The organism is Mesorhizobium sp. M1428, from assembly GCF_040317515.1.
GTDB lineage: Bacteria > Pseudomonadota > Alphaproteobacteria > Rhizobiales > Rhizobiaceae > Mesorhizobium.
Genome location: NZ_JAMYKT010000033.1, coordinates 1 through 23,019, shown reverse-complemented (window position 1 = coordinate 23,019; position 23,019 = coordinate 1). Strand labels below are relative to the sequence as shown.

Genomic DNA, 23,019 nt, shown 5'->3' with positions numbered 1-23,019 from the left:
TCCCCGTTTGCGCGGGGAGAGGCTAAGGGTGGGGCCGAAGTCGACTTGCCCGTCATCGCGGCGGCAGCCGTCGGGCTCGTTTCGATATGAGGATTTTCCATGCCCTATGTTCCCGCCGAAAACCGCTACGAAAAGATGATCTACAATCGCTGCGGGCGGTCCGGCCTGAAGCTGCCGGCGATCTCGCTTGGGCTGTGGCACAATTTCGGCGACGACACGCCGCATAGAACCAAGCAGGCAATCACGCGCAAGGCGTTCGACCTCGGCATCACGCATTTCGACCTCGCCAACAATTACGGCCCGCCGCCCGGCTCGGCGGAGCGGGCCTTCGGCGAGATCCTGCGGACGGACTTTGCCGGCTATCGCGACGAGCTGATCATCTCGACCAAAGCCGGCTACGAAATGTGGGCAGGACCTTACGGCGAATGGGGCGGCCGCAAATATGTGCTGGCCAGCCTCGACCAGAGCCTGAAGCGCATGGGGCTCGACTATGTCGACATCTTCTATTCGCACCGCTTCGACCCCGACACCCCGCTGGAAGAGACGATGGGCGCGCTCGATCACGTGGTGCGCTCGGGCAAGGCGCTTTATGCCGGCATTTCCTCCTATAATTCGCAGAGGACCCGCGAGGCCGCCGACATATTGAAGCAGCTCGGCACGCCTTGCGTGATCCATCAGCCGAGTTATTCGATGCTCAACCGCTGGGTCGAGGATGACGGCCTGCTCGACACGCTCGAGGGACTTGGCGTCGGCTCGATCGTGTTCTCGCCGCTGGCGCAAGGCATGCTGACCGACAAATATCTCGGCGGCATCCCCGATGGCAGCCGCGCCAGCCAGGGCAAGTCGCTGCGCCCGGCATTCATCAACGACAAATCGATCGCCAATATCGAGGCGCTGAACGTCATCGCCCGTCGCCGCGGCCAGACGCTGGCACAGATGGCGCTGGCCTGGGTGCTGCGCCGGGGCAGGGTGACGTCGGCGCTGATCGGCGCCAGTCGGCCGGAACAGGTCGAGGACTGTGTCGGGGCGCTGAAGGCGCTCGCCTTCAGCGATGCCGAGCTCGCCGAGATCGACAGCTTTGCCCGCGAGTCGGACATCAACCTCTGGGCAGCATCGGCCGAGCGCAAGGGGCCGCCAAGGAAGTAGGCGACGACGGTCTGCGGTCCGTTTTCATCGAAAAGACGCGGCAGCGCAAACTGGAAGCTGTCTTCGACATGGTGGCCAGCGGCTAACTTTCGCCTGCCTTGAGGTTCCGCGCGGCTTGCTCGAGCGTCGCTCTGTCGTTGCCAAGCCTGTCGATCAGCTCTTGCGCCTGATCACCGGTTATCCCGGTGCGCATCGCCAGTGCCTCGACCGTCAGAACGTCGGAACTGGCGATCGTTCCAGCCGGACCGTGCTCGGCCGCGTCATCATCAGCCTGGCCGGTCATCGTCTCATCGTAGCCAAGCTCTTGCATCGCCTGCTGCCAATGACGCTCATGCGCGCCATCCGGGCGGCCTTCGCGCATCCAGATTTCATAGGCTCGTTGCCGAATTTTTTCATGCCGATCGTTATCCATGGCGGTTCCTCCCTTGTGGCGTTTTCACCAACGCGGGGAGCGCCGGATCGATCCTATGTTCAAGCCGATTTCGCACACATGCCGGACAAAACCCGGTCCCTCATCGAACAAACACCGGACAGACGCGTTTTGCGGAGGAACCTAGATAGCGGGCCGGCCGTTGAGCCGAACCTGGGCAAAGGAGATTACCATGGCCGACGAACCGAACGAATCCGCAACACCGAAGATGACTCAACGTGAAGCTCAGGAAGCCCTGGAGAAGCAGGTCGCGCAGCTGAAGCGCGAGATCAGCAAGATCAATCGGACCTTGGCCGAACGCGCGGAAGAGGCGATCGAAGACGCCGGCGGCTGGTATGACAACGCTGCTGAGCGCGCCTCTCGGACGGCACAAGCCCTCCGCAACAGGGCGCAAACGGTGTCCGGGGTCGTCCAGGAGAATCCCGGCACTGTATCGTCGGCATTCATACTCGGGGCGGCAGTAGGGGCGCTACTGAGCCTCACCTTGGCCGCCACAGACCAGCGCCGCGATCGCTGGTTCTAGTCCCGACCCCAGGTTTTGGGACAGAAACGGCGGGATTGTTCCCGCCGTTCATTCGTTCAGCGGGTGACGCCGGTCAGGGCGTCGCCGGCTTCTGCGCCGTGCCGAGGGCTTTGGGCGCTGCGGGTACGGGCGCTGCCGTCCTCATCTTCTCCTCGATCCAGCCGGTGTAATTCGCCAGCCGCGTGTAGATGCCGTAGGCGTTCTTGTGGCCGCAGGCGGTGCTGCCGTCGGCCGGACCTTCGCCCCAGCTGACGACGCCGACCTGCACCGGACCATCGGCGCCGGTCATGAACAGCGGTCCGCCGCTGTCGCCATTGCAGGCGTCGCGCTCGCCGCTGGCGGTGCCGGCGCAGATCATGTTGCCGGTCAGCGGATCGGCCATATCGGCTGCAATCGCGTTGGCGGCCGCCTCGATGCCCCTTTCCGAGTAACGCATGCGGCGGGCGAGCTCGCCGAGCGCTGCCTTCAAATCATGCGCATAAATCGCCTTGATGCCGATGTTGCAGGTTGCGTTCGGCTGGAGGTCCAGGTCGGCGACCATCAGCGCGGTGGGAAATGTTCCGTCCTGCATCTTGCCCCAGCCGGTGACCGTCGTCTTGCCAGCGTCGGGGGTCGGCTCACGGGCAATTTTGATGGTCGGGGCATTGGCCGGCTCGGCCAGACGGATCAAGCCGAGATCGTTGTCCAGCGTCTGCTCGCTATAGCCCTCGTTGACGATGATCTCCACCGCCTTGTAGCGCTTGCCCTCGCTGAGATCGGTGGCGCCGGTGAGCACGGTGACCACATCAGGCGAAATCGGCTCGCCGTCGTCATTGAGGCAGTGCGCCGCCGTCAGCACCCATTGCGGCGCGATCAGGCTGCCGCCGCAGAACTGCGCATTCGCCTGCGAGGCCGGGCTTTTGTCCAGTTTGCCGGTGGTCAGCAAGGCCACCTGGAACGGGTAAGCGCCCTTCTCGGCCTCTTTGCCGCCGTAGACGCGATCGGCGCCGTCGGGGTTCTCCGCCCTGGCCTTAGCCCTGGCCTCGGCCACGCGTTTCATCGGCGAGATCGCCGCCTCCGGCCGGGCGGCCGCGTCTCCGGCTTGAACGGAATTGACGGCCGGAAATGTCGCCGCGATGCCAAGCAGCGCGGCGGCGGCAATCGGTCTGAACCTATGGATGATCTTCACCTCGAACCCCCTGAGACGATGTTCCGACAGGTCACTTGCCGACGCATGATCCACTGAAATGGAACCGGCCGGTGAGATCATGCTCCACGGCGAAGCACGATCCGTCACAAAGCCGAGCACCATTTCTGCTAGTCGTGCTGTCGAGCCAAACCCGCCCAAAATCCTATAGCCCCCCACGGGCTATGTGGAAGCAATTTGTCGTTGCCAATGTTGGATTATTTTAGGCAGTATACCGTTGCAGGCATTTTTGGCGGGGACCTAAACTGGCTGCACTGAATAATGGCCCGGTAAAGGCACCGGTAACCAATTTCATTTTTCTGCGCCACCACGATCTCGACAATATTTCTGTATCTTGATCCAGTCCTTGCTGACTTTTGGGAGAGTCTCACCATGACAAAACTGACACATAGCATTATTGCGTCCGCGTTGCTTTCCACCGCAATGTGGGCGGTTCCTGCCTTGGCTGCCGATCCAGGTTCCGCCAATGCCGGCAACGGCGAAAGCATGCGGGGCGTGACATCGGGCGATTACAAGCCCGGCCGGGCGAAACCGATCGCCCCGCCGAAACTGACCGACGACGAGGCCAACCGCGCCGCGCCGCTCACCGACGAAGCAACGGCCGTCAAATCCTATGGCATCGTCGGCCGCTCCGCCGATGGCAAGGACATCAAGATCGACCCGAACGAGACGCTGAAGGACCTTGTCATCAGGGAAATGAACGCGCCCGCCGACGAGCAGAAGTCCGACAATTCCGGACTGAGCGGAGGCGAAGACGCCGGCCGCCAGGTGTTCGGGACGGACGACCGCGAGCAGATCAAGAATACCAAGACCTACCCGTTCACCGCGATCGGCTATCTCGAAGGCAAATCGAAGAGCGGCAGCTATGGCAGCTGCTCGGCGACGCTGATCGGCCCGCGCACGGTGCTCACCGCGGCGCACTGCCTCTACAGCCACGAGGACAAGGCCTGGCTGGACGACATCCTGTTCGTCCCGGCTCTCAACGGCAAGACGGCCGACGACGCACCGTTCGGCGCCTTCACCTATGAAAGCGCCTATATCGTCCAGGGCTTCATCGACAATTACCAGGGCTTTTACGGCTCGGTCGTGCCGTGGGATCTCGGCATCGTCACCCTGAAACAGGATGTCGGCACCAATCTCGGCTGGCTGGGCTATGCCAATTACGTGGATCTCGGCGATTTCACCGCCAACATCATCGGCTATCCCGGCGACAAGCCGATGGGCACGATGTGGAAGGCGACCTGCGAAGTGCATGCCGAAAACATCGCCACCGAGTATTTCCAGTACGACTGCGACACGTATCCAGGATCGAGCGGCAGCTCGGTCTATGCCTATGACAATGGCTCCAAGCAGCGCGTCATCACCGGCGTGAACGTCGCCGAGAGCCCGGATGCCAATACCGCCGTGCGCCTGAACGCCATCAACGTCCAGTGGATCAACAGCCTGTACAAATAGGCGTGCAGAATTTCGGCCGCGATCATCGGGGCGGGTTATCTATTTAGCCGCATTTCTGCGACGCCAAGTGTGATCACACTTGGCTGCAAAATGCTCCAACCAAAGCCGGCGGCGGAGCATTTCCGTCGCCGGCTTTCGCATTTTCGGGGATTATCTGGACTCGGCCGAGGATGGCGCCTGGCGGACATAGTTCTCGATCGGCAGGGCAAAAGTCGGCGAGCCGGCCTTGCGCTCCTTGTCGATATAGCCGGCAAAATAGCTCCAGAAGGAAGCGGCATAGTCGCGGAAATAGGAGTCGGCGACCTCACGCGAGCACAGCCTGCCTTCGACGCAGAAGGAAAGGCGGTTGAGGAAATAGACGATGCGGTCGAAATTATCGCTGAACTCGGCAAGCGGCGTGTCGCCGCCGGTAGCGCTCATCGCCTCGATGCCGATGCGATGTCTGAACACCTGTTCCTCGGTCGGCGTGGGATTGGCGCTGAGCAGATTGCCGTATTTGGCATTGAGCGTCGCCAGGCGTTGCTTGAGGGCCCGTTGCGCCTGCTGGTAATCCTTGCTTTCCCAGAGCTCGACCAGCGACATCGTCTGTTCGACACGCTTCTGCTCCTGGTTTGCCAGGAACTGGTAGACCGAAAAGATCAAGGTGAAGATGATCGCCAGGCGTACCAACAATCCGGACCAGGCATAGACGAGCATGCGCCAGTCGCGATCGGTGAACGGGTTCGCCTCCTTCTTGACCTCGTGATTGCTCACCCAAGGCAGGCCTTCGACGGTTTCCGGCAGTGACGCCGGCTTCTTTTCCAATGCCGGCGCTGACACTGCCTGCTGTGTTGCGCTGCCCTCTGCTTTCGTCATCCGCAGCTGTCCAGTTCTATGGTGGCGGACGGGTCCAGCACGATGCCCGGCGTCTCCAGCTTCTTCTTCAGGCAATCCAGCTGCGTGCGCGAAACGATGAACTGCACGTCAGGCGCAACCTGCGCCTTGCCCGGCGACGGCAATGGTTCGACCACGCCGCGCGAGGTGCAGCTGCTGAGATCGACCACGACGGCGGCGTTGCCGGTCTTGGCGATCTGGTCGTACTGGTCGAGAAAGCAGCTCGCCAGTTCGGAGTTGATGACGACCTCCTTGGCGCAGAGGCCGCAAGCCTCGTCCGCCGAAGCATTGGCGGCCAGCAACAGCCCGGCGACAAGGCCGACGATTGTTGCGCGCCACGAGAATACCATCCTGTTCACGAACGCCCTCATCCGTTCCGTTCGGCCGCCGACAGCGGCGGTCGAAGAATGTTCATTATCAGCCGATCAGGCAAGAGGCCCGGCCGGGCACTTGATCCCGCTTCAGGCGCGCGGCACCGTCTCCATCGGGAAGATCATCACGGCGCCCTTCGACCCCTTGTCGTCGGTGAGCCGCATGGCCGACCGCGTCGCCGGCGCCATGCCGATATCGGCCAGCATGTCGGAGAAGCTTGGCTGTCCCAGTCCGCGCGTTACCGAGACAACCCCGTCTTGCGCCAGGAAGCTCAGATCCTGCTTCTCGCTCTGCGGCGGCGCTTCGGCCAAGACGGCGATCATCCGCTCCATGCCGAAGCTGGTGTCGGTGAATTTGAACAGGCCTTCCTCGAGCACGGCGCCTTCGGTAAGGCGCTCGGCAAGAAAATGCTGGATGGAATAGTCGGAGCCGACATAGAGCACGTTGATGTCGACCAGGTTGGTCGAGCTGTTCCTGGCCAGCACGTGCACCTGATCATCGGGCGAAACACGCGGCACCGTCGACGGTTCGATCGGCTGCAGCGTGTCACTGTCAAAACGCTTGATCCGGAACTCGACACTGACCTCTTCCGGCCGATAATCGGAAGCGGCGGCCAGCCTCGACAGGCCGATGGCGCGGAAGATTTTCGTCAGAGTCCCTGCCGCGGCGTCGATCAACTTTTCGCGGCCGTCCGGATGAATGACGATCATCGGCGGCTTGCTGCCGTCCTTGAGCGTCATGTCGCCCGAAGCCGGCAGGAACCACAGCGCCGGCGCGTCGGTGGCATCTTCTGCGGCGCCGGCAATGGCATTCTCGCGCAGCACTGCGAGACGCAGATCTGCGCCCTTGCCCGGCTCGACCAGCGCGATATGGAACCCCGAGTTCTCCCTGGCGGCCAGTTCGTCGAGAACCGAATTGGCCAGCGCGGCCTCCTTCTCCAAGCCTTTGGCCGCTGCCGGCCGCGCGATCACGAGCTTGTAGTCGACGGCGAGCTCGGCCAGCCTGGCATAGGCATTGGCGGGGATGTCGGCCAGCTTGAGCGCCGGCTTACCGCCGAACTCGACCGGCTGGACGCGGCTTTCCAGGTTCTTCGCCGACTGCACCTGGAGATAGCCAAGCGCCTCGGACAGCGGCGACAGCGCCGAGGGCAATATTGCGAGCCTGCTGCCTGGGCTGAGGCGATGCAGCAACCCGGCGCCGATCGTGGCTTTGTCGTTCTCGATGACGATCGGCCATTGCATGACCGCGTCTGTCTTGTCGGTGCCGAAGACGCGTGCGTCGAGTTCTCCCTCGAACAGCGGCGTCGGCCGGGTGCGGCCGTCCGCCGAATATTGCTGCAGCACGGCCTGGCCGAGCTGGCGGTAGGTGATGTTAGGATTCTCGGCCAGTTTCGACAGGATGGTGAAGGTGAACAGCCCGAAACGCGGCGCATCGGCCGTGCCCTTGGGCAGCGGCATCTCAGGTGTCGTCTCTACCGTCTGCGCCGCGTAGAAGGCGACCAATTTACCCTTGGTGGTCGGCTCGGCGCCGGTCGGCGTCAGCTTGAATGCAGGCTTGCGCTGCCCGTTCTCGTCAAAGCCGCGCGGCGCGGCCGACGCAATCCCGTCATAGGCTTTCACCGCGGCCGCCCTGGCAGCGTCGTCGCCGCCGACCAGATCGGCGAACTCGACCTTGCGTTCCAGCTCATCGTCGACCTCGGCGGCGCGCGTCGCGGTGCCGGAGTGGCAGCAGTCGAACACGGCCCAGATAAAGGCGCCCTTGTCGCGGATGGCGTCGAGCGCGGTGCCGATCTCGTTGTCGACCAGCGCATTGGGCACGCCCTGTTCACGGTTCACCCATTTGTCGATGTCGGACGGCAAGAAAATCTCGTCGAGGCCGTCGGTCTCGCCGCCCTTGTTCGCCGCCGGCTGTTGCGCGCCATGACCGGACAAATGCAGGTAGACGAAATCGTCGCGCTGGACCTTGGCGGCAAGGTCGGCCAACGCCGCCTTGATCGCCGCATGTGTCGGCGGTCCGTTGGCGCCTTCGACATCCTTGGCGAGCAGCGTGACGTTTTCGGCCAGGAATTTCACCGGCGCGGGCGTGTTCCCCAGGAGGTAATCGCGCACCAGGCCGGCATCGTTCTTCGGTCCGATCAGCCAGTTCTTCCGCGGCAGGTTCGGATAATCGGTGCAAGCAACGAGCAGTGCATGATAGGTGCGCGCGGCTGCGAATGCCCGAAACGGCACCAGGCCGGCAACGGCCAGCGCGGACGTGCCGGCAAGCAGCGTCCGCCGCGTCACTTTGATCATGATTGCTTCCCCAAGCCCGATCGAATTTCCAAGCACGGCCAGCCTGGCCGAGGATTTTGTCAGTATTTTGAATATGGCGACGCCGGCCAGCCGACCACCGGCTGCGAATAGAAACAGTAGCAAAAATGGCAGTTCGTCGCTATCTCAGTGGAAGGGGCCGGATTGCATGCGAACTGGCAGTGATCGGCACGGAGCGGCTTGGAACAGGATCATGGCGGCAAGGGATGTACTGACGAAGAACCAGCTTTGCGTTCTCGAGAAACTCGAGGCCGCCAGCGGGCCGCTCAGCGCCTATACGTTGCTCGACCAATTGCGCGAGCGCGGTTTTCGCGCTCCGCTGCAGGTCTACCGGGCGCTCGACACGCTGGTGAAATCCGGCTTCGTGCACAGGCTCGAAAGCCTCAATTCCTTCGTCGCCTGTGCCGAGCCGCACGACCACAGCCATTCGATGACCGCGTTCGCCATCTGCGACACCTGCGGCCAGGTGACCGAGTTCTCCGACCACGACGTCGGACACCGGCTCGACGAATGGGTGCGCTCGACCGGCTTCGCCGCCAAGAAGGCGGTGATCGAATTCCGCGGGACTTGTGCAAAGTGTTTGGCTGAAGCGGCTTAGGAAGCCGGAGCAACGCGTCGTAGCAGCTGGTGCGCGGGGTCCATACCGTTCTGGCAGATCGCGCCATGGTGCGCCCGATCGCGGCACCCAGAAGATGCCGTTGAGCACCCACCGATCATCGACGCGCGATACGCCTCGCGACTTATCGGGCAATAGCGGCTCGATCACTCGCCATTCGACTTCAGTCAGATCATATCGGCTTATGCCAACGCTGAATCAGATTCGGCGCAGCTTTCGGGTTTTTCTAATCCGCATTTGGGGGGTTGACTTAGAGTGCACTCCAACACCTAGCCTCATTCGCGTCGTGACGTAGGAAGGGTGTTCATGAAGATTGGCGAACTGGTAAAGCGTTCGGGACTATCGGCCCACACGATCCGCTACTACGAGCGAATCGGGCTGCTTCCGTATGCTGACAGGAACCAATCGGGCCAACGTGACTATGACGCATCAATCCTGATCTGGATAGAATTTCTCGACCGTCTCAGAGCGACCGGGATGCCTATTCGGGAAATGCTGCACTATGCAGCGTTGCGGGAGCGCGGCGTCGGCACGGAAGCTGAGCGACGCACGTTGCTCGAACAGCATCGCGAGCGTGTCCGCGCTGGCGTGGTTGAACTGCAAGCCTGTCTTCTCGTCCTCGACACCAAGATTGCCGGATATGCCGGCACCGAACAGAGGATGAAAGACTATGACGCACCAATCCCCGAACGTCGGCGAAAGCCGGTTGGAACGCGGCAAGCGGGCGCTCGCTGAAATCGACGGCGAGGCGGGCCACAAAGTGATTGCGGCTCTGGCCGACATTGCCCCCGATTTTGCCGACTACGTGTTCGAGTTCTCCTTTGGTGACATTTACAGTCGCCCCGGCCTCGATCTGCGCGCCCGCGAGATCGCGACCATCGCCGCACTAACGGCGATCGGAACCGCGGTCCCGCAACTGAAAGTCCACATAGATGCCGGTCTGAATGTCGGGCTGACAAAGGACGAAATCATCGAGACCATCATGCAGATGGCCGTCTATGCGGGCTTCCCTGCGGCGCTTAACGGGCTGTTCGCGGCCAAGGAAGTCTTCGCCGCCCGATTCCCCGTCCAACAGGAGCAAGCGACGTGATCTTTTTAGCCCAAGCCTGCCATGCCCTATCCGGCAACGTCCGCTTCCAAATCTAAACGCCTGGAAGCCGACTGGCAGCTTCCCACCTATCACGGTCATTCCGCATTTATGAGTTTACGGCCTAGCCAACCGGCCTCCTTGAGGTATGCCGGATGTGCAGGATTTCGATTGCGTCGGAACGGGCACGATAGAAAACCTTGTAGGGGTAGCGACCTATGAAGAGGACGCGAACGCCAGGGATGTCAGTCGCGTGACCGCTTTCGGGAAATTCGGCAAGTCGCGAAATCCCAGCGTGGATCCGAGAAATGACTGAAAGGGCGCCCTGAGGCGCCCGCTCTTCGAGATAGTTGAAAATCGCCTCGCGTTCGGCAAAAGCCTGCCGCGTAAATCGGACCTTCATAGCCTGCGGCGGGTGTCGGCCGCGCGAACGGTATCCTCATCTACGAAAGTGCCGTGATCGGCCTCTGCTAGCCCCGCTGTGACCGCGCTGCGCTCTGATTCCGACGTCGCATACACGCCGGTTCGCCGCGCCTCGATGACGCGGGCATAGTCGGCAAGCTCCTCCTGGTCTTCGTGAGGCCAAGCTTCCGCGTGCTTTACCAGGTTCTCGAGTGTCTTCGTGATCATAGGCGCAGTATACCACACCGCTGCTTTTCGTGAACCTTGAGAAAAGATGGCTCAACGGGCGCGTAGGCTGATGAAGGTAGGCCACATCAGAATATTGGGGCTCCTCAACAGGAAGTCGATATTCGGCCCCGCCTTAATGGGCCTCTTCCCAGTTGTTGGCGGCGCGGGCGTCGACGTGCAGGGGCACCGACATCGATACCGCCGGCATGGCGGCGTTCTCCATGACGTGGCAGACGACGGGAATCGTCGCCTCGACCTCGGCTTCGACCGTCTCGAAAACCAGCTCGTCATGCACCTGCAGCAGCATGCGGGCGGAAAGCCTGGCCTTTTCCAGCGCCTCGTCCATGCGGATCATGGCGCGGCGGATGATGTCGGCCGCCGTGCCCTGCAGGCGTGCGTTGATCGAGGCGCGCTCGTTGAAGGCGCGGACCGAGGGATTTGACGAGCGTATCTCGGGATAGTGGATGCGGCGGCCGAAAATGGTTTCGACGAAGCCGTGCTCGCGGGCATAAGCCTTGGTCGCATCGATATAGTCGCGGATACCTGGGAAGCGCTCGAAATATTTCTTGATGTAGTCGCCGGCTTCCTCGCGCGCGATCGACAGCTGGTTGGCGAGGCCAAAGGCCGAAATGCCGTAGATGATGCCGAAATTGATCGCCTTGGCGCGGCGGCGCACTTCCGAAGGCATGCCCTCGACCGGCACGTTGAACATTTCAGACGCGGTGATGGCGTGGATGTCGGCGCCGTCGGCGAAGGCCTGCTTGAGCTGCGGGATTTCGGCGACATGGGCCAGCACGCGCAATTCGATCTGGCTGTAGTCGGCGGAAACCAGCTTGTTGCCCTTGTCGGCGATGAAGGCTGTCCTGATCTTTCGGCCCTCGACGGTGCGCACCGGAATGTTCTGCAGATTGGGATCCGAGGATGACAGCCGGCCGGTCGTCGTCGCGGCAAGCGCGTAGGAGGTGTGGACGCGCTTGGTGTCAGGATGGATGAAGCCGGGCAGTGCGTCGGTATAGGTCGATTTCAATTTGGTCAGCTGGCGCCAGTCGACGATCTTGCGCGGCAATTCGTGGCCCTCGGCGGCGAGGTCCTCGAGAAGCTGCGCCGAGGTCGACCATTGGCCGGTCTTGGTTTTCGAACCGCCGGGCAGGCCCATCCTGCCGAACAGGATGTCGCCGAGCTGTTTTGGCGAGCCGATGTTGATGCGTTCGCCGACCAGCTGGTAGATCTCGTCCTCGAGCCGTGCGGCACCCTGTGCCAGTTCGCCGGAGAGCCGCGACAGGATCTGCCGGTCGACGGAGATGCCGCGCTGTTCCATCCGCGCCAAAACCGGCACCAGCGGCCGTTCCAGCCGCTCATAGACCGAGACCAGGCCCTTGGCGGCAAGCCGCGGCTTCAGCACCTGCCAGAGCCTGAGCGCGACATCGGCGTGCTCGGCGCCGTAAGCCGTCGCCTTGCCGAGGTCGGCCTGATCGAGGCCGACGAAGCTTCTTCCCGAACCGGCCAGTTCCTTCAGCGGAATGGTCGCGTGGCCGAGCCACTTGTCGGCCAGCGCCTCCAGGCCATGGCCACCATGGGTGCCGGCCTCGAGCACGTAGGAGATCAGCATGGTGTCGTCATAGGGGCCGATCTCGATGCCGTGACGGCTCATGACGACAAGGCGGTATTTCATGTCGTGCACGATCTTGAGGACGGATCTGTCCTCGAGCAGCGGCTTGAGCAACGCCAGCGCGTCGCGGATCGGGATCTGGTTTTCGACCGCGCCGCCGCCGAGCAGGTCGCCATTGCCGTTTTTATGGGCAAGCGGCACGTAGGCGGCGTGGCCGGGCGCGACGGCCATGGCAAGGCCGATCAGTTCGGCCCGCATCGGATCGGGCGAGGAGGCTTTAACGTCGAAGGCGACGATGCCTCTCTCCATCGCCTCGGCGATCCAGACCTTCAGCGTCGCGGCGTCGCGGATGCAGGCGTAGGCGCTGGTGTCGATCTTGCGGGCGGTGGCAGCCTCCAGGCGAAGCGCCGAAAGCAGGGATGGGGTGTCGCCTTGCCTGGCTGCGGCCGGGGCTTCGAGTGCCGCTTCGTCCGACGGCGGTGCGCTCTCGGCGGCCGCGGGCAGGCCAAAACCCATATCTGGGCCGTGCGCGGTATCGGCACGCTCTATCGTGACGGGGGTGGCTGGAACGTCGCCCGCGTCGGTTCCGGTCGCTTCGGCGACGCGGCGGGTCAGCGTCGAGAATTCCATGGTCTTGAGAAAGCCGATCAGCCTGGGGCCGTCCGGCGCGTGCAATACGAACTCGTCGAGCCCCTCGGTCACCGGCACGTCGTTTTTCAGCGTCACCAGGTCACGCGAAATGCGCGCCTTGTCGGCATTGGCGATGATCGATTCGCGCCGCTTGTCCTGCTTGATCTCGCCGGCGCGGGCGAGCAGCGTATCGAGGTCGCCGAACTGTTCGAGCAATTGCGCCGCCGTCTTCGGCCCGATGCCGGGCACGCCCGGCACATTGTCGACCGAATCGCCGGTCAGCGCCTGCAGGTCGATCATTTTCTGTGGCGGCACGCCCCATTTCTCGATCACCTCGGGAACGCCGATCTGGCGGTCCTTCATCGGGTCGTACATGGCAACCGTTGGGCCGACCAGTTGCATCAGGTCCTTGTCGGAAGAGATGATGGTGGTGTCGGCGCCGGCTTCGCAGGCAAGCCGGCAATAGGTGGCGATCAAATCGTCGGCCTCGTAGCCTTCCGTCTCAAGGCATGGCAGGTTGAAGGCCCTGGTCGCCTGGCGGATCAGGCCGAATTGCGGGATCAAATCTTCCGGCGGCGCCGAGCGGTTGGCCTTGTATTCGGGGTAGAGGTCGTTGCGGAAGGTCTTCGACGAATAGTCGAAAATCACGGCGAAATGCGTCGGCACGATGCCGACATCGGTGTTGCGGGCGTCCTGCGTCAGCTTCCAGACCATGTTGCAGAAGCCGAGCACGGCACTGGTCGGCAGCCCGTCGGACTTGCGGGACAGTGGCGGGAGCGCGTGATAGGCACGGAAGATGTAGCCGGAGCCGTCGACAAGGAAGAGATGATCGCCTTTTTTCATGGCACGAGGGATAGCGCGGCGCAGCGCCGCGGTCCATGCCAAAGGCGGCTTCCGCCAAGGGTTCCGGCAACACCCTGACAAATGGCGTGCGAGCTTGGCCGGCCATGGCGGCTTGGCCGGAGCTTTGTTCGCTCACGCCTATGTTACAAAAGTGTAATTTTTGTGCCCTTGAATCGCCACGTTCGCAGACACAGATAAACGCCATCGGCAGTTTTCGCCGAAGTCCGGAGCAAGGCCCGTCCCCCGCCTATCCCGGACACTTGCGGCAGCCTATCCCCCCTCTCCGGGCTGCCGCATCGTTTCGAGTAAAGGCCGCCGTGGTTCCCCTCCACCACGGCGGCATTTTTTTGCCTTTCGACGGCATCCTGCCTGTGGCCCAACGGTCGCGGGCTTTCCGTTTCGGCGCATGGGCTCTAGATTCGCCGCCAGAATCGAAAGGCCCGCCAGATGTCCGCAGTTTCCCCTGTTCTCGACCGCCTCGACAAGAACTTCGACCAGAGCCTGGAACGCCTGTTCGGCCTGCTCGGCATCAAGTCGATCTCCACCGATCCGGACTACGCCGCCGACTGCCGCAAGGCCGCCGAATGGCTGGTCGCCGAGCTCAAGCTGATCGGCTTCGACGCCAGCGTGCGCGACACGCCGGGGCATCCGATGGTGGTCGCGCATCACGACGGGCCGGCGGGCGCGCCGCATCTGTTGTTTTACGGTCATTACGACGTCCAGCCGGTCGATCCGATCGAGCTGTGGGAAAGCGACCCGTTCGCGCCGGCGGTCAAGGAGATCGAGCCCGGCCACAAGGTGATCACCGGCCGCGGCGCGGCCGACGACAAGGGGCAACTGATGACCTTCGTCGAGGCCTGCCGCGCGTGGAAGCAGGTGCATGGCGGATTGCCGTGCCGCATCACGATCCTGTTCGAGGGCGAGGAGGAGTCCGGGTCGCCGTCGCTAAAACCGTTCCTCGAGGCGAATGGGGATGAGCTCAAGGCCGATTTCGCGCTGGTCTGCGACACCGGCATGTGGGACCGCGATACGCCGTCGATCTGCGTGTCGCTGCGCGGGCTGGTCGGCGAGGAGATCACGGTGACCGCCGCCGACCGCGACTTGCATTCCGGGCTCTATGGCGGTGCGGCCGCCAATCCGATCCGCATCCTGGCAAAAATCCTGGCCGACATCCATGATGAGGAGGGTCACGTCACCATTCCGGGTTTCTACGACGGCGTCGAGGAAACGCCGTCGCAGATATTGCAGTCGTGGCTGTCGTTCGGCGAGACGCCCGAGACCTTCCTCGGCCCCATCGGCCTGTCGATCCCGTCCGGCGAAAAGGGCCGTTCGGTGCTCGAACTGACCTGGGCGCGGCCGACGGCCGAGTTCAACGGCATTATCGGCGGCTATACCGGCAAGGGCTTCAAGACGGTGATCGCCGCGCAGGCCTCGGCGAAAGTCTCCTTCCGCCTCGTTCACAAACAGGATCCGGAAAAAATCCGCGCTGCCTTCCAGGCATTCGTCAGGCAGCGGGTTCCGGCCGACTGCTCGGTCGAATTCCACCCGCATGGCGGCTCGCCGGCAATCCAGCTTTCCTACGACTCCCCCTTCCTCGCCAAGGCCAAGCAGGCGCTGTCCGACGAATGGCCGAAGCCGGCGGTGGTGACCGGCAGCGGCGGCTCGATCCCGGTGGTTGGCGATTTCCAGACCTATCTCGGCATGGAATCGCTGCTGGTCGGTTTCGGCCTCGACGACGACCGCATCCACTCGCCGAACGAGAAGTACGAGATGAGCTCCTTCCACAAGGGCCAGCGCTCCTGGGCGCGCATTCTCGAGGCGCTGACACGCTGAAATTGCGCCAGACTCAAGTTTTTGTTGATTTTTCGCCGGATCGCGGCAAGGACGGGCTAGGTCCGTCGCGCATCGCTGCACGGGGCCGCGACCGGAGAAGACGATGAGCGACATACGTTTCCATAAAAACGATCTGCCCGGCCTGCTGCATTACGATGTCGGGGCGGTCGCCATCGACACCGAGACGCTGGGGCTGAACCCGCATCGCGACCGGCTCTGCGTCGTGCAGATCTCGCCGGGCGACGGCTCGGCCGACGTCATCCAGATCGCGCCCGGCCAGAAAAAGGCGCCGAACCTCGTCAGCCTGCTGAAGAACCGCAGCATCACCAAGCTTTTTCATTACGGCCGCTTCGACCTTGCCGTGCTCTACAACGCCTTTGGCGTCATGCCGGAGCCGGTGTTCTGCACCAAGATCGCGTCGCGGCTGACGCGCACCTACACCGACCGGCACGGGCTGAAGGACATCTGCTTCGAGCTTCTCGGGGTCGGCCTGTCGAAGGCGCAGCAATCGTCGGACTGGGCCGCCGAGACGCTGTCGCCCGAGCAACTCGAATATGCCGCCTCCGACGTGCTCTATTTGCACCGGCTGCGCGACGTGCTGAGCGCGCGGCTGGCGCGCGACAACCGGACCAGGGAGGCCGATGCCTGCTTCCGCTTCCTGCCGACGCGTGCGAAACTCGACCTGATGGGCTGGGATGAGGAGGATATCTTCGCCCACAGCTAATGGCCTTCATGATAATTCTACTCCGGCGGCCATCTGGCGCAGTTTTCTCCGCTTCCGGTGCTCACGGACCCAAATGTCCGCTGCGCTCCGGTTCTCGAAAACACGCCATATGTCTCGCCGGAGCGAATTCTCATAAAGGCCATCGGCCAGCAACCGAGGGCGCTTGTCCCGGCGCTCCGTTCGCTTTCACCGGAGGAATTGAAATGGCTGCGCGAAAACCGATCGAAACGGCACCGAAGGACGGCTCCAAGGTCACCGTCTACTGGCAGGACAGCGACGGCGTGATGAACGAGAGCATCGCGCAATACCGTTCGCTCGACCGGCTGAAGGCGGCCGGCGGCGACTGGGACGAAAGCGACGCCGGCTGGTGGGCCTATACGGACGGCCATACGCAAAGGAAGATCGAGCCGATCAGCTGGCGGCCGGCCTCCGACGATGCGGATGCCGACGACTGAGGGTTGTCGCAACCGCCGAACTGAAGTGATTATTCTGAGGCAAGGCATATTTTGTTCTTGCTTTGTGCCGGCAGCTATGCTACTAATCTCGCTATGGTGCTCATTGGCTCCAACGACCCGTCCGCCGAGGCGGGTTTTTCATTTCCGGCTTTGGCACTGTCGCGGACCGCGCCGGTTCGGCAAACGATTGAATACAGTTTACTTCGATTTTTCCCGACTTAACCCGCCTTTAAACCGCCGCATCTAGTCTTCAACCCGAACGCCATAGGCATGGGGAAGACAGCACAGCGCATGGCGAACCGGAAAGACAGTCGCATCGAGCCCAGCTTCGAGGCATCGCCGGGGGCGAGATCCTCGGCCGGTTTTTCGGTGAGCGAGGAGGACCGCGTCGTGCCGAGCAACCGAAAAGCCGCTGCAAATCGCAAATCGTCCAAGGCCAAGCCGTCACGCGGCGGGCGCGGCAAAGGCCGGCGCGGCGCGTTCGGCGTCCTTGCCCGGCTGTTCTACTGGTGCTTCGTGCTGGCCATCTGGGGCGGTATCGCCACTGCCGGCATCGTGGTCTATTACGGCGCGAAAATGCCTGCGGCCACCACCTGGGCCATTCCCGACCGCGCCCCCAACATCAAGATCGTCTCGGTCGACGGCCAGCTGCTTGGCAATCGCGGCATGAGCGGCGGCGAAGCCGTCGGCCTGCACGAAATGTCGCCCTATATTCCCGAGGCCGTCATCGCGATCGAGGACCGCCGCTTCTATTCGCATTTCGGCATCGACCCGATCGGCCTTTCCCGGGCCATCGTCACCAACGTTGTCGGCGGGCATTTCTCGCAAGGCGGCTCGACGCTGACCCAGCAATTGGCCAAGAACCTGTTCCTGACGCCGGACCGCACCCTGGAACGCAAGGTGCAGGAGGTGCTGCTGGCGCTGTGGCTGGAGCACAAGCATACGAAGGACCAGATCCTCGAAATGTACCTCAACCGGGTCTATTTCGGTTCCGGCGCCTACGGCGTCGAAGCGGCCTCGCGCCGCTATTTCGGCAAGAGCGCGCGCGATGTCACGCTGTCGGAGGCGGCACTTCTCGCCGGCCTGCTCAAGGCGCCGTCGCGGCTGTCGCCGGCGCGCGACCCGAAGGCGGCCGAACAGCGTTCGCAGCTGGTGCTCGCCGCAATGCGCGACGAAGGCAAGATCAGCGCCAAGGAGATGACCACGGCGATGAGCGCGCCGGCGACGCGTTCGCCGTCCTACTGGACCGGCTCGGAAAACTATGTCGCCGACACGATCATGGAAGAACTGCCCGACCTGATCGGCGACGTGCGCCGCGACATCGTCGTCGACACGACCGTCGATCTGACGCTGCAGAAGCTCGCCGAGCAATCGATCCGCCGGCTGATCGACCAGAGCGGCAAGAAGCTCAATGTCAGCCAGGGCGCGCTGGTGTCGATCGACAATTCCGGCGCGGTGCGCGCCATGGTCGGCGGCTATGATTATTCGACCAGCCAGTTCGACCGCGCCTCGGAAGCACGCCGCCAGCCCGGTTCGGCATTCAAGCCGTTCGTCTATATGGCGGCGCTGGAATCCGGCCGTACGCCCGACAGCGTGCGCAACGACGCGCCGATCAAGATCGGCAACTGGACGCCCGACAATTACGGCGGCAAATATTTCGGCAAGGTGACGCTGGCGACGGCGCTGGCAAAATCGCTGAACTCGGTGGCCGCGCAGCTGACCATGGAAGTCGGACCGAATGCGGTGGTCGAGGCGGCGCACCGCATGGGCATCCAGTCCGAGCTGACGGCCAACACATCGATCGCGCTCGGCACCTCGGAAGTGACGCCGCTGGAACTGACCTCGGCCTATGTTCCCTTCGCCAATGGCGGCTACAAGCCGGACATCCATTTCATCCGCCGCGTCACGACGAGCGACGGCAAGGTGCTCTACGAAAACAATGGCGGCGGTGCGCCGCGCGTCGTCAAGCCCGATGTCGTCGGCATGATGAACTCGATGATGACCGGCACGGTCGAGATAGGCACGGCCAGGAAGGCGGCGTTCGCGTGGCCGGCGGCTGGCAAGACCGGCACCAGCCAGAACTCGCGCGACGCCTGGTTCATCGGCTATACCGCCAACCTCACCACCGGCGTCTGGTTCGGCAATGATGACGGCAGCGCGATGAAGAAGGTCACCGGCGGCGCATTGCCGGCGCAGGCCTGGCACGAGTTCATGGTCGCCGCCCATGAGGGCGTGCCGGTGCGGCCGCTGCCCGGAACCTGGAAATCGACGCCGCCCGACACCGTCGTCCCGGACGAGATACCGTCCGACACGGCACCGCCGGCGCCGGTCGCTTCCGTTGGCCAATCGGCGCCGCCTGCAGCAGCCACCCAGTCGCCTTCGCGTCCCGCGCGTCCTGCCGAGACGGTCGATGCCGGCGGCCTTGCCATGCCGGGCGTCGATAGCGCCACCGGATCGATCAAGCATCCGGTGCCGCCCGGCGAAGTTGGCGGCCCGGCCAAGAAGCGGCAGACCTCGATCCTTGACATCCTGACCGGCGGCTGAGCGGCGATCCCCCTCGCAACCGCGACGATGTTCCGCTACATGTCCGCTTGGAGACAAGCGACATGGCTGAACCCGACACCAGAAAGACCATTGTGCTGACCGGCGCCAGCCGTGGCATCGGCCATGCCACGGTCAAGCGCTTTTCACGCGAAGGCTGGCGCGTCATCACCTGCTCGCGCCAGGCCTTTGCCGAGGACTGCCCGTGGCCGGCCGGCCCGGAAGACCACATCAAGGTCGACCTCGCCGACCAGGAGGATGTCGGCATCGCCATCTCCGAGATCCGCCACCGGCTCGAGGCGCATGGCGGGCAGCTGCATGCGCTGGTCAACAATGCCGGCATCTCGCCCAAGCTCAAGGACGGCAACAGCCGCATGAACTCGATCGACACGCCGATGCATGTCTGGCGCGACGTCTTCCAGGTGAATTTCTTCGCGCCGATCATGCTGGCGCGGGGCCTGTTCAAGGAACTGGCATCGGCCAAGGGTTCGATCGTCAACGTCACCTCGATCGCCGGCACCCGCGTGCACCCCTTCGCCGGTACCGCTTATGCGACGTCGAAGGCGGCACTCGGCTCGCTGACACGCGAGATGGCGCATGATTTCGGTCCGCACGGCATTCGCGTCAACGCCATTGCACCGGGCGAGATCGACACCGCGATCCTGTCGCCGGGCACGGAAAAAATCGTCGAGACCATCCCGCTGAGACGGCTGGGTACCACGGCGGAAGTTGCCGACATAATCTTCTTCCTGTGCTCGCAGCAGGCGTCTTACGTGACCGGCTCGGAAATCCACATCAATGGCGGCCAGCACGTTTGAGCGAGCAGACCGATCGATATGAGCGTTTCACCGAAACCAACGTGGTTGGATCGCTCATTATCTACGAATGGGCCGCCAGTTTAGATATTTCCGGCGCGCGCGACATACTGGATCGTATAGTCGAGGTCCTCGGCTCTGCGCCTGACATCGCCACGGTCACTGACGAAAAGACGGGCAAGGATTATCTCTACCGAAACTTTGCGAAACGCGACGTTATAACCAAGAAAGATTGGCAGTCGGTCGGGTACTTGTGGAAGAGAAATCCGAATGTGCTATTGGATTTTTCCATAGACATTGGCTGCTCTGTCGATCGTTTCAGGCTCTTCGAGATTCATATCGATCGAGCTGCTAATGCAGATGCGAAAAAAACCTTCGAAAGAATCATCAAACTGCTCGTTCAAGAGCTTCAGCCGATCTATGGCGTAGGATTGTCCATGCCATATTCCTGGGGCCCAAGAGCGTTTGCGCGTGGCTCAACGCCTTCCCGCTTCGCGACCGTCGACAAAACCTTCTATGGCCCGCCAGAACAGCTACGGGCGCAATCCTTTGTTTTGCCGAACCTTTCATGCGCGAAGTGATGAACGGCACCTCGACGTAAATCTCCGGGATGTATTCCCGTTCAACTTGCTGTCCCAGGGGCATTTGGACCGTCGGATCGACCGCAAGCGGTTGCAGAATTGGATTCTGGACTCCGCCTATGGTGTCTTGCGGCAACTGTCGCCTGTGTCATGGCGGTGGGATGTTCCGCCCGAAGACATTCAAAAAATCAGAAAATTTCTGATCGATGCAGGAATCACGATTGTGAAAGAGTAGCCGTCGTAGCGGTGTCGGCAGCCAAAGCCGGCTCGGTCCTGCTCGCCGTCACCACTTCGACGATCCCGCGGGCGATCTCGCGTTCGCCCATGATGACAGTGTCGGCACCAAGGCCCTTGAGGTGCTCGACCTCGGCATCGGAATGGGCGCGGGCGATGATTTCGATTGCCGGATTGGCGGCGCGGGCGCGCAGCACGACCTGCCCGGCCTCGAAGGCGTTGGGGATGGCCAGGATCAGCCGCTTCGCGCCGTCGGGGTTTGATGCGGCGAACACGTCGCCATTCGCCGCGTTGCCGGGTACGGTTTCAATGCCGTCGGCCTTTAGCTTCGCCAATGTCTTGTCGGCATCCTCGATGACGAGGAAGGGCAGGGCGGCCTGCTTCAGCGAGACGCCGACGAGGCTGCCGACGCGGCCGTAGCCGATCAGGATGGTGTGGCCGGTCAGCCTCGTCCTGGGCGGCGGGCCATCCTCCTTCGCAGGCGCCGCTACCGATGCCACCTGGCCGGGCTCTGTCGCCGGGCCGATCGGCCTTGCTTCGCCGGGCGGCGCCGTCCTGCCGGCGCGTGCTTCCAGCCAGGGTTTCATCCGGTCGACGGCAAGAAACATCAGCGGATTGAGGACGATCGACAGGATGGCGCCGGCGAGGATGAGGTCGCGGCCTTGTTCGGGCAGCAGCTTCAGCCCGACACCGAGTTCGGCCAGGATGAACGAGAATTCGCCGATCTGGGCAAGGCTTGCCGAAATCATCAACGCGGTTGCGACCGGATAGCGGAAAACGACGACGATGACGAAGGCTGCCAGCGACTTGCCGATAACGATGATGGCCAGCGTCGCCAGGATCGGCCAGCCATTGCTGATCAGGCTGAACGGGTCGAACAGCATGCCGACCGAAACGAAGAACAGCACGGAAAACGCGTCGCGCAGCGGCAGGGATTCCTCGGCCGCCCGATGGCTGAGCTCGGATTCGCTCATGATCATGCCGGCGAAGAAAGCGCCGAGCGCCAGCGACACACCGAACAGCTTGGCGGCGCCGAAGGCGACGCCGAGCGCTATCGCAAGCACCGCCAGCCGGAACAGTTCGCGCGATCCGGTATGGGCGACGTAGTGCAGGATCCAGGGGATAAGCCGGCGGCCGACCACCAGCATGACCAGGACAAAGGCCGCGACCTTGGCCAGTGTGATGCCGACGACGCCCCAGACGCCGTAGCTCGCCGGCAGCGACAGCAGACCGCTGGAGTGCACCTCCACCTGTTCTTGGCCGCCGAGCACGCCGGCCAATGCCGGTAAAAGCACCAGCGCCAGCACCATCGCCAGATCCTCGACGATCAGCCAGCCGACGGCGATGCGGCCGCGCTCGGTCTCGATCAGCCGCCGCTCCTGCAAGGCGCGCAACAGCACCACGGTCGAGGCCACGGAAAGCGCCAGGCCGAAGACCAGCCCGGCGCCCATCGACCAGCCGAGCATCCAGGCAAGGCCGGCGCCAAGGGCTGTCGCGAAGCCGATCTGCACAATGGCGCCGGGCACGGCGATGGCGCGGACCGACAATAGGTCCTTCAGCGAGAAATGCAGGCCGACGCCGAACATCAGCAGGATGACGCCGATCTCGGCAAGTTCATTGGCCAAGCCGGCGTCGGCAACGAAACCCGGCGTGTTCGGTCCAACCAGAACGCCGGCGACGAGATAGCCTACCAGCGGCGGCACGCGAAAACGGTTGGCAAGTGCGCCGAAGACGAAAGCCAGCCCCAGACCGGCGACGATGGTGGCGATAAGGGGCGTGTCATGCGGCATTGTCTATGGAGCGCCTTCAGGAATTGCGATGTCGGATATGCGCCGCCCGAAAGCCGCCGCCTTGGCAGTATGGAGGCTGGGATAGTCGCGAGACAACCCCGCAATCCCCATGAAATCGATGACAAGGCAGCAAAAAGGCGGAGAGCCGGCGGGATTTGCCACTACGGCGCGGCTTGCTCCGTAGGGCGCAACCAATTGGCAAAGTCGGCGCCGCCCCTCAACCCCTTGCCGGGACCTTCTCCCCGTGCAGAACGCTATCGCATTCACACATCTGGGTTGCGCTTTGCGGCGAAGCTCGATTCTATTTCGGCCGGAAAAGCCGAAGGAGGGTTGAATG

General features: G+C 62.9%; 21 protein-coding genes and 1 pseudogene. 12 read left to right on the top strand and 10 right to left on the bottom strand.

Features of this window, described 5'->3' with window-relative positions:
• Nucleotides 1–99: 99 nt before the first annotated feature.
• The gene (gene mgrA, locus NKG60_RS28740; RefSeq protein ID WP_352976243.1) at nt 100–1,146 is read left to right on the top strand and encodes an L-glyceraldehyde 3-phosphate reductase; all 1,047 of its coding nucleotides are present in this window, start codon (nt 100–102) and stop codon (nt 1,144–1,146) included.
• A gap of 82 nt (nt 1,147–1,228) precedes the next feature.
• Here mgrA and NKG60_RS28735 read toward each other — a convergent pair whose 3' ends face one another.
• Nucleotides 1,229–1,558, bottom strand: coding sequence for a DUF2934 domain-containing protein (locus NKG60_RS28735; protein WP_352976241.1), 330 nt, complete (start codon nt 1,556–1,558; stop codon nt 1,229–1,231).
• A 190-nt stretch (nt 1,559–1,748) separates the two neighbouring features.
• On the opposite strand from NKG60_RS28735, the gene NKG60_RS28730 reads away from it, so the two are divergent.
• Nucleotides 1,749–2,099 (top strand): hypothetical protein, encoded by a 351-nt coding sequence (locus NKG60_RS28730; RefSeq protein WP_352976239.1) that lies wholly within the window; start codon nt 1,749–1,751, stop codon nt 2,097–2,099.
• Nucleotides 2,100–2,172: 73 nt separating this feature from the next.
• Here the strand turns inward: NKG60_RS28730 and NKG60_RS28725 are convergent, their stop codons facing one another.
• Nucleotides 2,173–3,267 (bottom strand): S1 family serine peptidase, encoded by a 1,095-nt coding sequence (locus NKG60_RS28725; RefSeq protein WP_352976237.1) that lies wholly within the window; start codon nt 3,265–3,267, stop codon nt 2,173–2,175.
• A 390-nt stretch (nt 3,268–3,657) separates the two neighbouring features.
• On the opposite strand from NKG60_RS28725, the gene NKG60_RS28720 reads away from it, so the two are divergent.
• Nucleotides 3,658–4,740: a trypsin-like serine peptidase gene (locus tag NKG60_RS28720; RefSeq protein WP_352976235.1), complete on the top strand. Its 1,083-nt coding sequence runs from the start codon at nt 3,658–3,660 to the stop codon at nt 4,738–4,740.
• A 150-nt stretch (nt 4,741–4,890) separates the two neighbouring features.
• On the opposite strand, the gene NKG60_RS28715 is transcribed toward NKG60_RS28720, so the two are convergent.
• From NKG60_RS28715 to NKG60_RS28705, 3 genes are all read right to left on the bottom strand, one after another.
• Nucleotides 4,891–5,595, bottom strand: coding sequence for a DUF4760 domain-containing protein (locus tag NKG60_RS28715; protein WP_352976233.1), 705 nt, complete (start codon nt 5,593–5,595; stop codon nt 4,891–4,893).
• On the bottom strand, nt 5,592–5,963 hold the full coding sequence (locus NKG60_RS28710; RefSeq protein WP_352976264.1) for a hypothetical protein: 372 nt from the start codon (nt 5,961–5,963) through the stop codon (nt 5,592–5,594). The genes NKG60_RS28715 and NKG60_RS28710 overlap by 4 nt, the downstream gene beginning before the upstream one ends.
• Before the next feature lie 111 nt (nt 5,964–6,074).
• The gene (locus tag NKG60_RS28705; RefSeq protein WP_352976231.1) at nt 6,075–8,276 is read right to left on the bottom strand and encodes a caspase family protein; all 2,202 of its coding nucleotides are present in this window, start codon (nt 8,274–8,276) and stop codon (nt 6,075–6,077) included.
• Between the two features lie 211 nt (nt 8,277–8,487).
• Here NKG60_RS28705 and NKG60_RS28700 point away from each other — a divergent pair, with 211 nt between their 5' ends.
• Nucleotides 8,488–8,892, top strand: a complete 405-nt coding sequence (locus tag NKG60_RS28700) for a Fur family transcriptional regulator (RefSeq protein WP_023675234.1) — start codon at nt 8,488–8,490, stop codon at nt 8,890–8,892.
• On the opposite strand, the pseudogene NKG60_RS28695 reads toward NKG60_RS28700, so the two are convergent.
• Nucleotides 8,888–9,096, bottom strand: a pseudogene (locus NKG60_RS28695) (transposase); the annotation flags it as partial. The gene NKG60_RS28700 and the pseudogene NKG60_RS28695 overlap by 5 nt on opposite strands.
• A 120-nt stretch (nt 9,097–9,216) precedes the next feature.
• Between NKG60_RS28695 and NKG60_RS28690 the strand changes: the two are divergent.
• The gene (locus NKG60_RS28690; RefSeq protein ID WP_352976229.1) at nt 9,217–9,645 is read left to right on the top strand and encodes a MerR family transcriptional regulator; all 429 of its coding nucleotides are present in this window, start codon (nt 9,217–9,219) and stop codon (nt 9,643–9,645) included.
• Nucleotides 9,581–10,000 (top strand): carboxymuconolactone decarboxylase family protein, encoded by a 420-nt coding sequence (locus NKG60_RS28685; protein ID WP_352976227.1) that lies wholly within the window; start codon nt 9,581–9,583, stop codon nt 9,998–10,000. The genes NKG60_RS28690 and NKG60_RS28685 overlap by 65 nt, the downstream gene beginning before the upstream one ends.
• 121 nt (nt 10,001–10,121) lie before the next feature.
• Here the strand turns inward: NKG60_RS28685 and NKG60_RS28680 are convergent, their stop codons facing one another.
• The 3 genes from NKG60_RS28680 to polA all read right to left on the bottom strand — a co-directional run bounded on the left by NKG60_RS28680 (nt 10,122) and on the right by polA (nt 13,709).
• The gene (locus NKG60_RS28680; protein ID WP_352976225.1) at nt 10,122–10,400 is read right to left on the bottom strand and encodes a type II toxin-antitoxin system RelE/ParE family toxin; all 279 of its coding nucleotides are present in this window, start codon (nt 10,398–10,400) and stop codon (nt 10,122–10,124) included.
• Nucleotides 10,397–10,627 carry a hypothetical protein gene (locus NKG60_RS28675; protein WP_352976224.1) on the bottom strand — a complete coding sequence of 77 codons (231 nt, stop codon included), beginning with the start codon at nt 10,625–10,627 and terminating at the stop codon, nt 10,397–10,399. Before NKG60_RS28675 ends, NKG60_RS28680 begins: the two co-directional genes overlap by 4 nt.
• 133 nt (nt 10,628–10,760) lie before the next feature.
• Nucleotides 10,761–13,709, bottom strand: coding sequence for a DNA polymerase I (gene polA, locus NKG60_RS28670; protein ID WP_352976262.1), 2,949 nt, complete (start codon nt 13,707–13,709; stop codon nt 10,761–10,763).
• Between the two features lie 447 nt (nt 13,710–14,156).
• Between polA and NKG60_RS28665 the strand changes: the two genes are divergently transcribed.
• The 6 genes from NKG60_RS28665 (at nt 14,157) to NKG60_RS28640 (ending at nt 20,658) form a co-directional block, all read left to right on the top strand.
• Nucleotides 14,157–15,542 carry a M20/M25/M40 family metallo-hydrolase gene (locus NKG60_RS28665; RefSeq protein WP_352976222.1) on the top strand — a complete coding sequence of 462 codons (1,386 nt, stop codon included), beginning with the start codon at nt 14,157–14,159 and terminating at the stop codon, nt 15,540–15,542.
• A 103-nt stretch (nt 15,543–15,645) separates the two neighbouring features.
• Nucleotides 15,646–16,266: a ribonuclease D gene (locus NKG60_RS28660; RefSeq protein WP_023675237.1), complete on the top strand. Its 621-nt coding sequence runs from the start codon at nt 15,646–15,648 to the stop codon at nt 16,264–16,266.
• A 203-nt stretch (nt 16,267–16,469) separates the two neighbouring features.
• The gene (locus NKG60_RS28655; protein ID WP_352668657.1) at nt 16,470–16,721 is read left to right on the top strand and encodes a hypothetical protein; all 252 of its coding nucleotides are present in this window, start codon (nt 16,470–16,472) and stop codon (nt 16,719–16,721) included.
• A 291-nt stretch (nt 16,722–17,012) separates the two neighbouring features.
• On the top strand, nt 17,013–19,265 hold the full coding sequence (locus NKG60_RS28650) for a transglycosylase domain-containing protein (RefSeq protein ID WP_352668655.1): 2,253 nt from the start codon (nt 17,013–17,015) through the stop codon (nt 19,263–19,265).
• Nucleotides 19,266–19,327: 62 nt separating this feature from the next.
• Nucleotides 19,328–20,080: an SDR family NAD(P)-dependent oxidoreductase gene (locus NKG60_RS28645; protein WP_023718933.1), complete on the top strand. Its 753-nt coding sequence runs from the start codon at nt 19,328–19,330 to the stop codon at nt 20,078–20,080.
• Entirely contained in the window at nt 20,077–20,658 is a 582-nt protein-coding gene (locus NKG60_RS28640; protein WP_352976220.1) for a hypothetical protein, read from the top strand. Before NKG60_RS28645 ends, NKG60_RS28640 begins: the two co-directional genes overlap by 4 nt.
• A gap of 215 nt (nt 20,659–20,873) precedes the next feature.
• On the opposite strand, the gene NKG60_RS28635 is transcribed toward NKG60_RS28640, so the two are convergent.
• On the bottom strand, nt 20,874–22,682 hold the full coding sequence (locus NKG60_RS28635) for a cation:proton antiporter domain-containing protein (protein ID WP_352668653.1): 1,809 nt from the start codon (nt 22,680–22,682) through the stop codon (nt 20,874–20,876).
• Nucleotides 22,683–23,019: the final 337 nt, after the last annotated feature.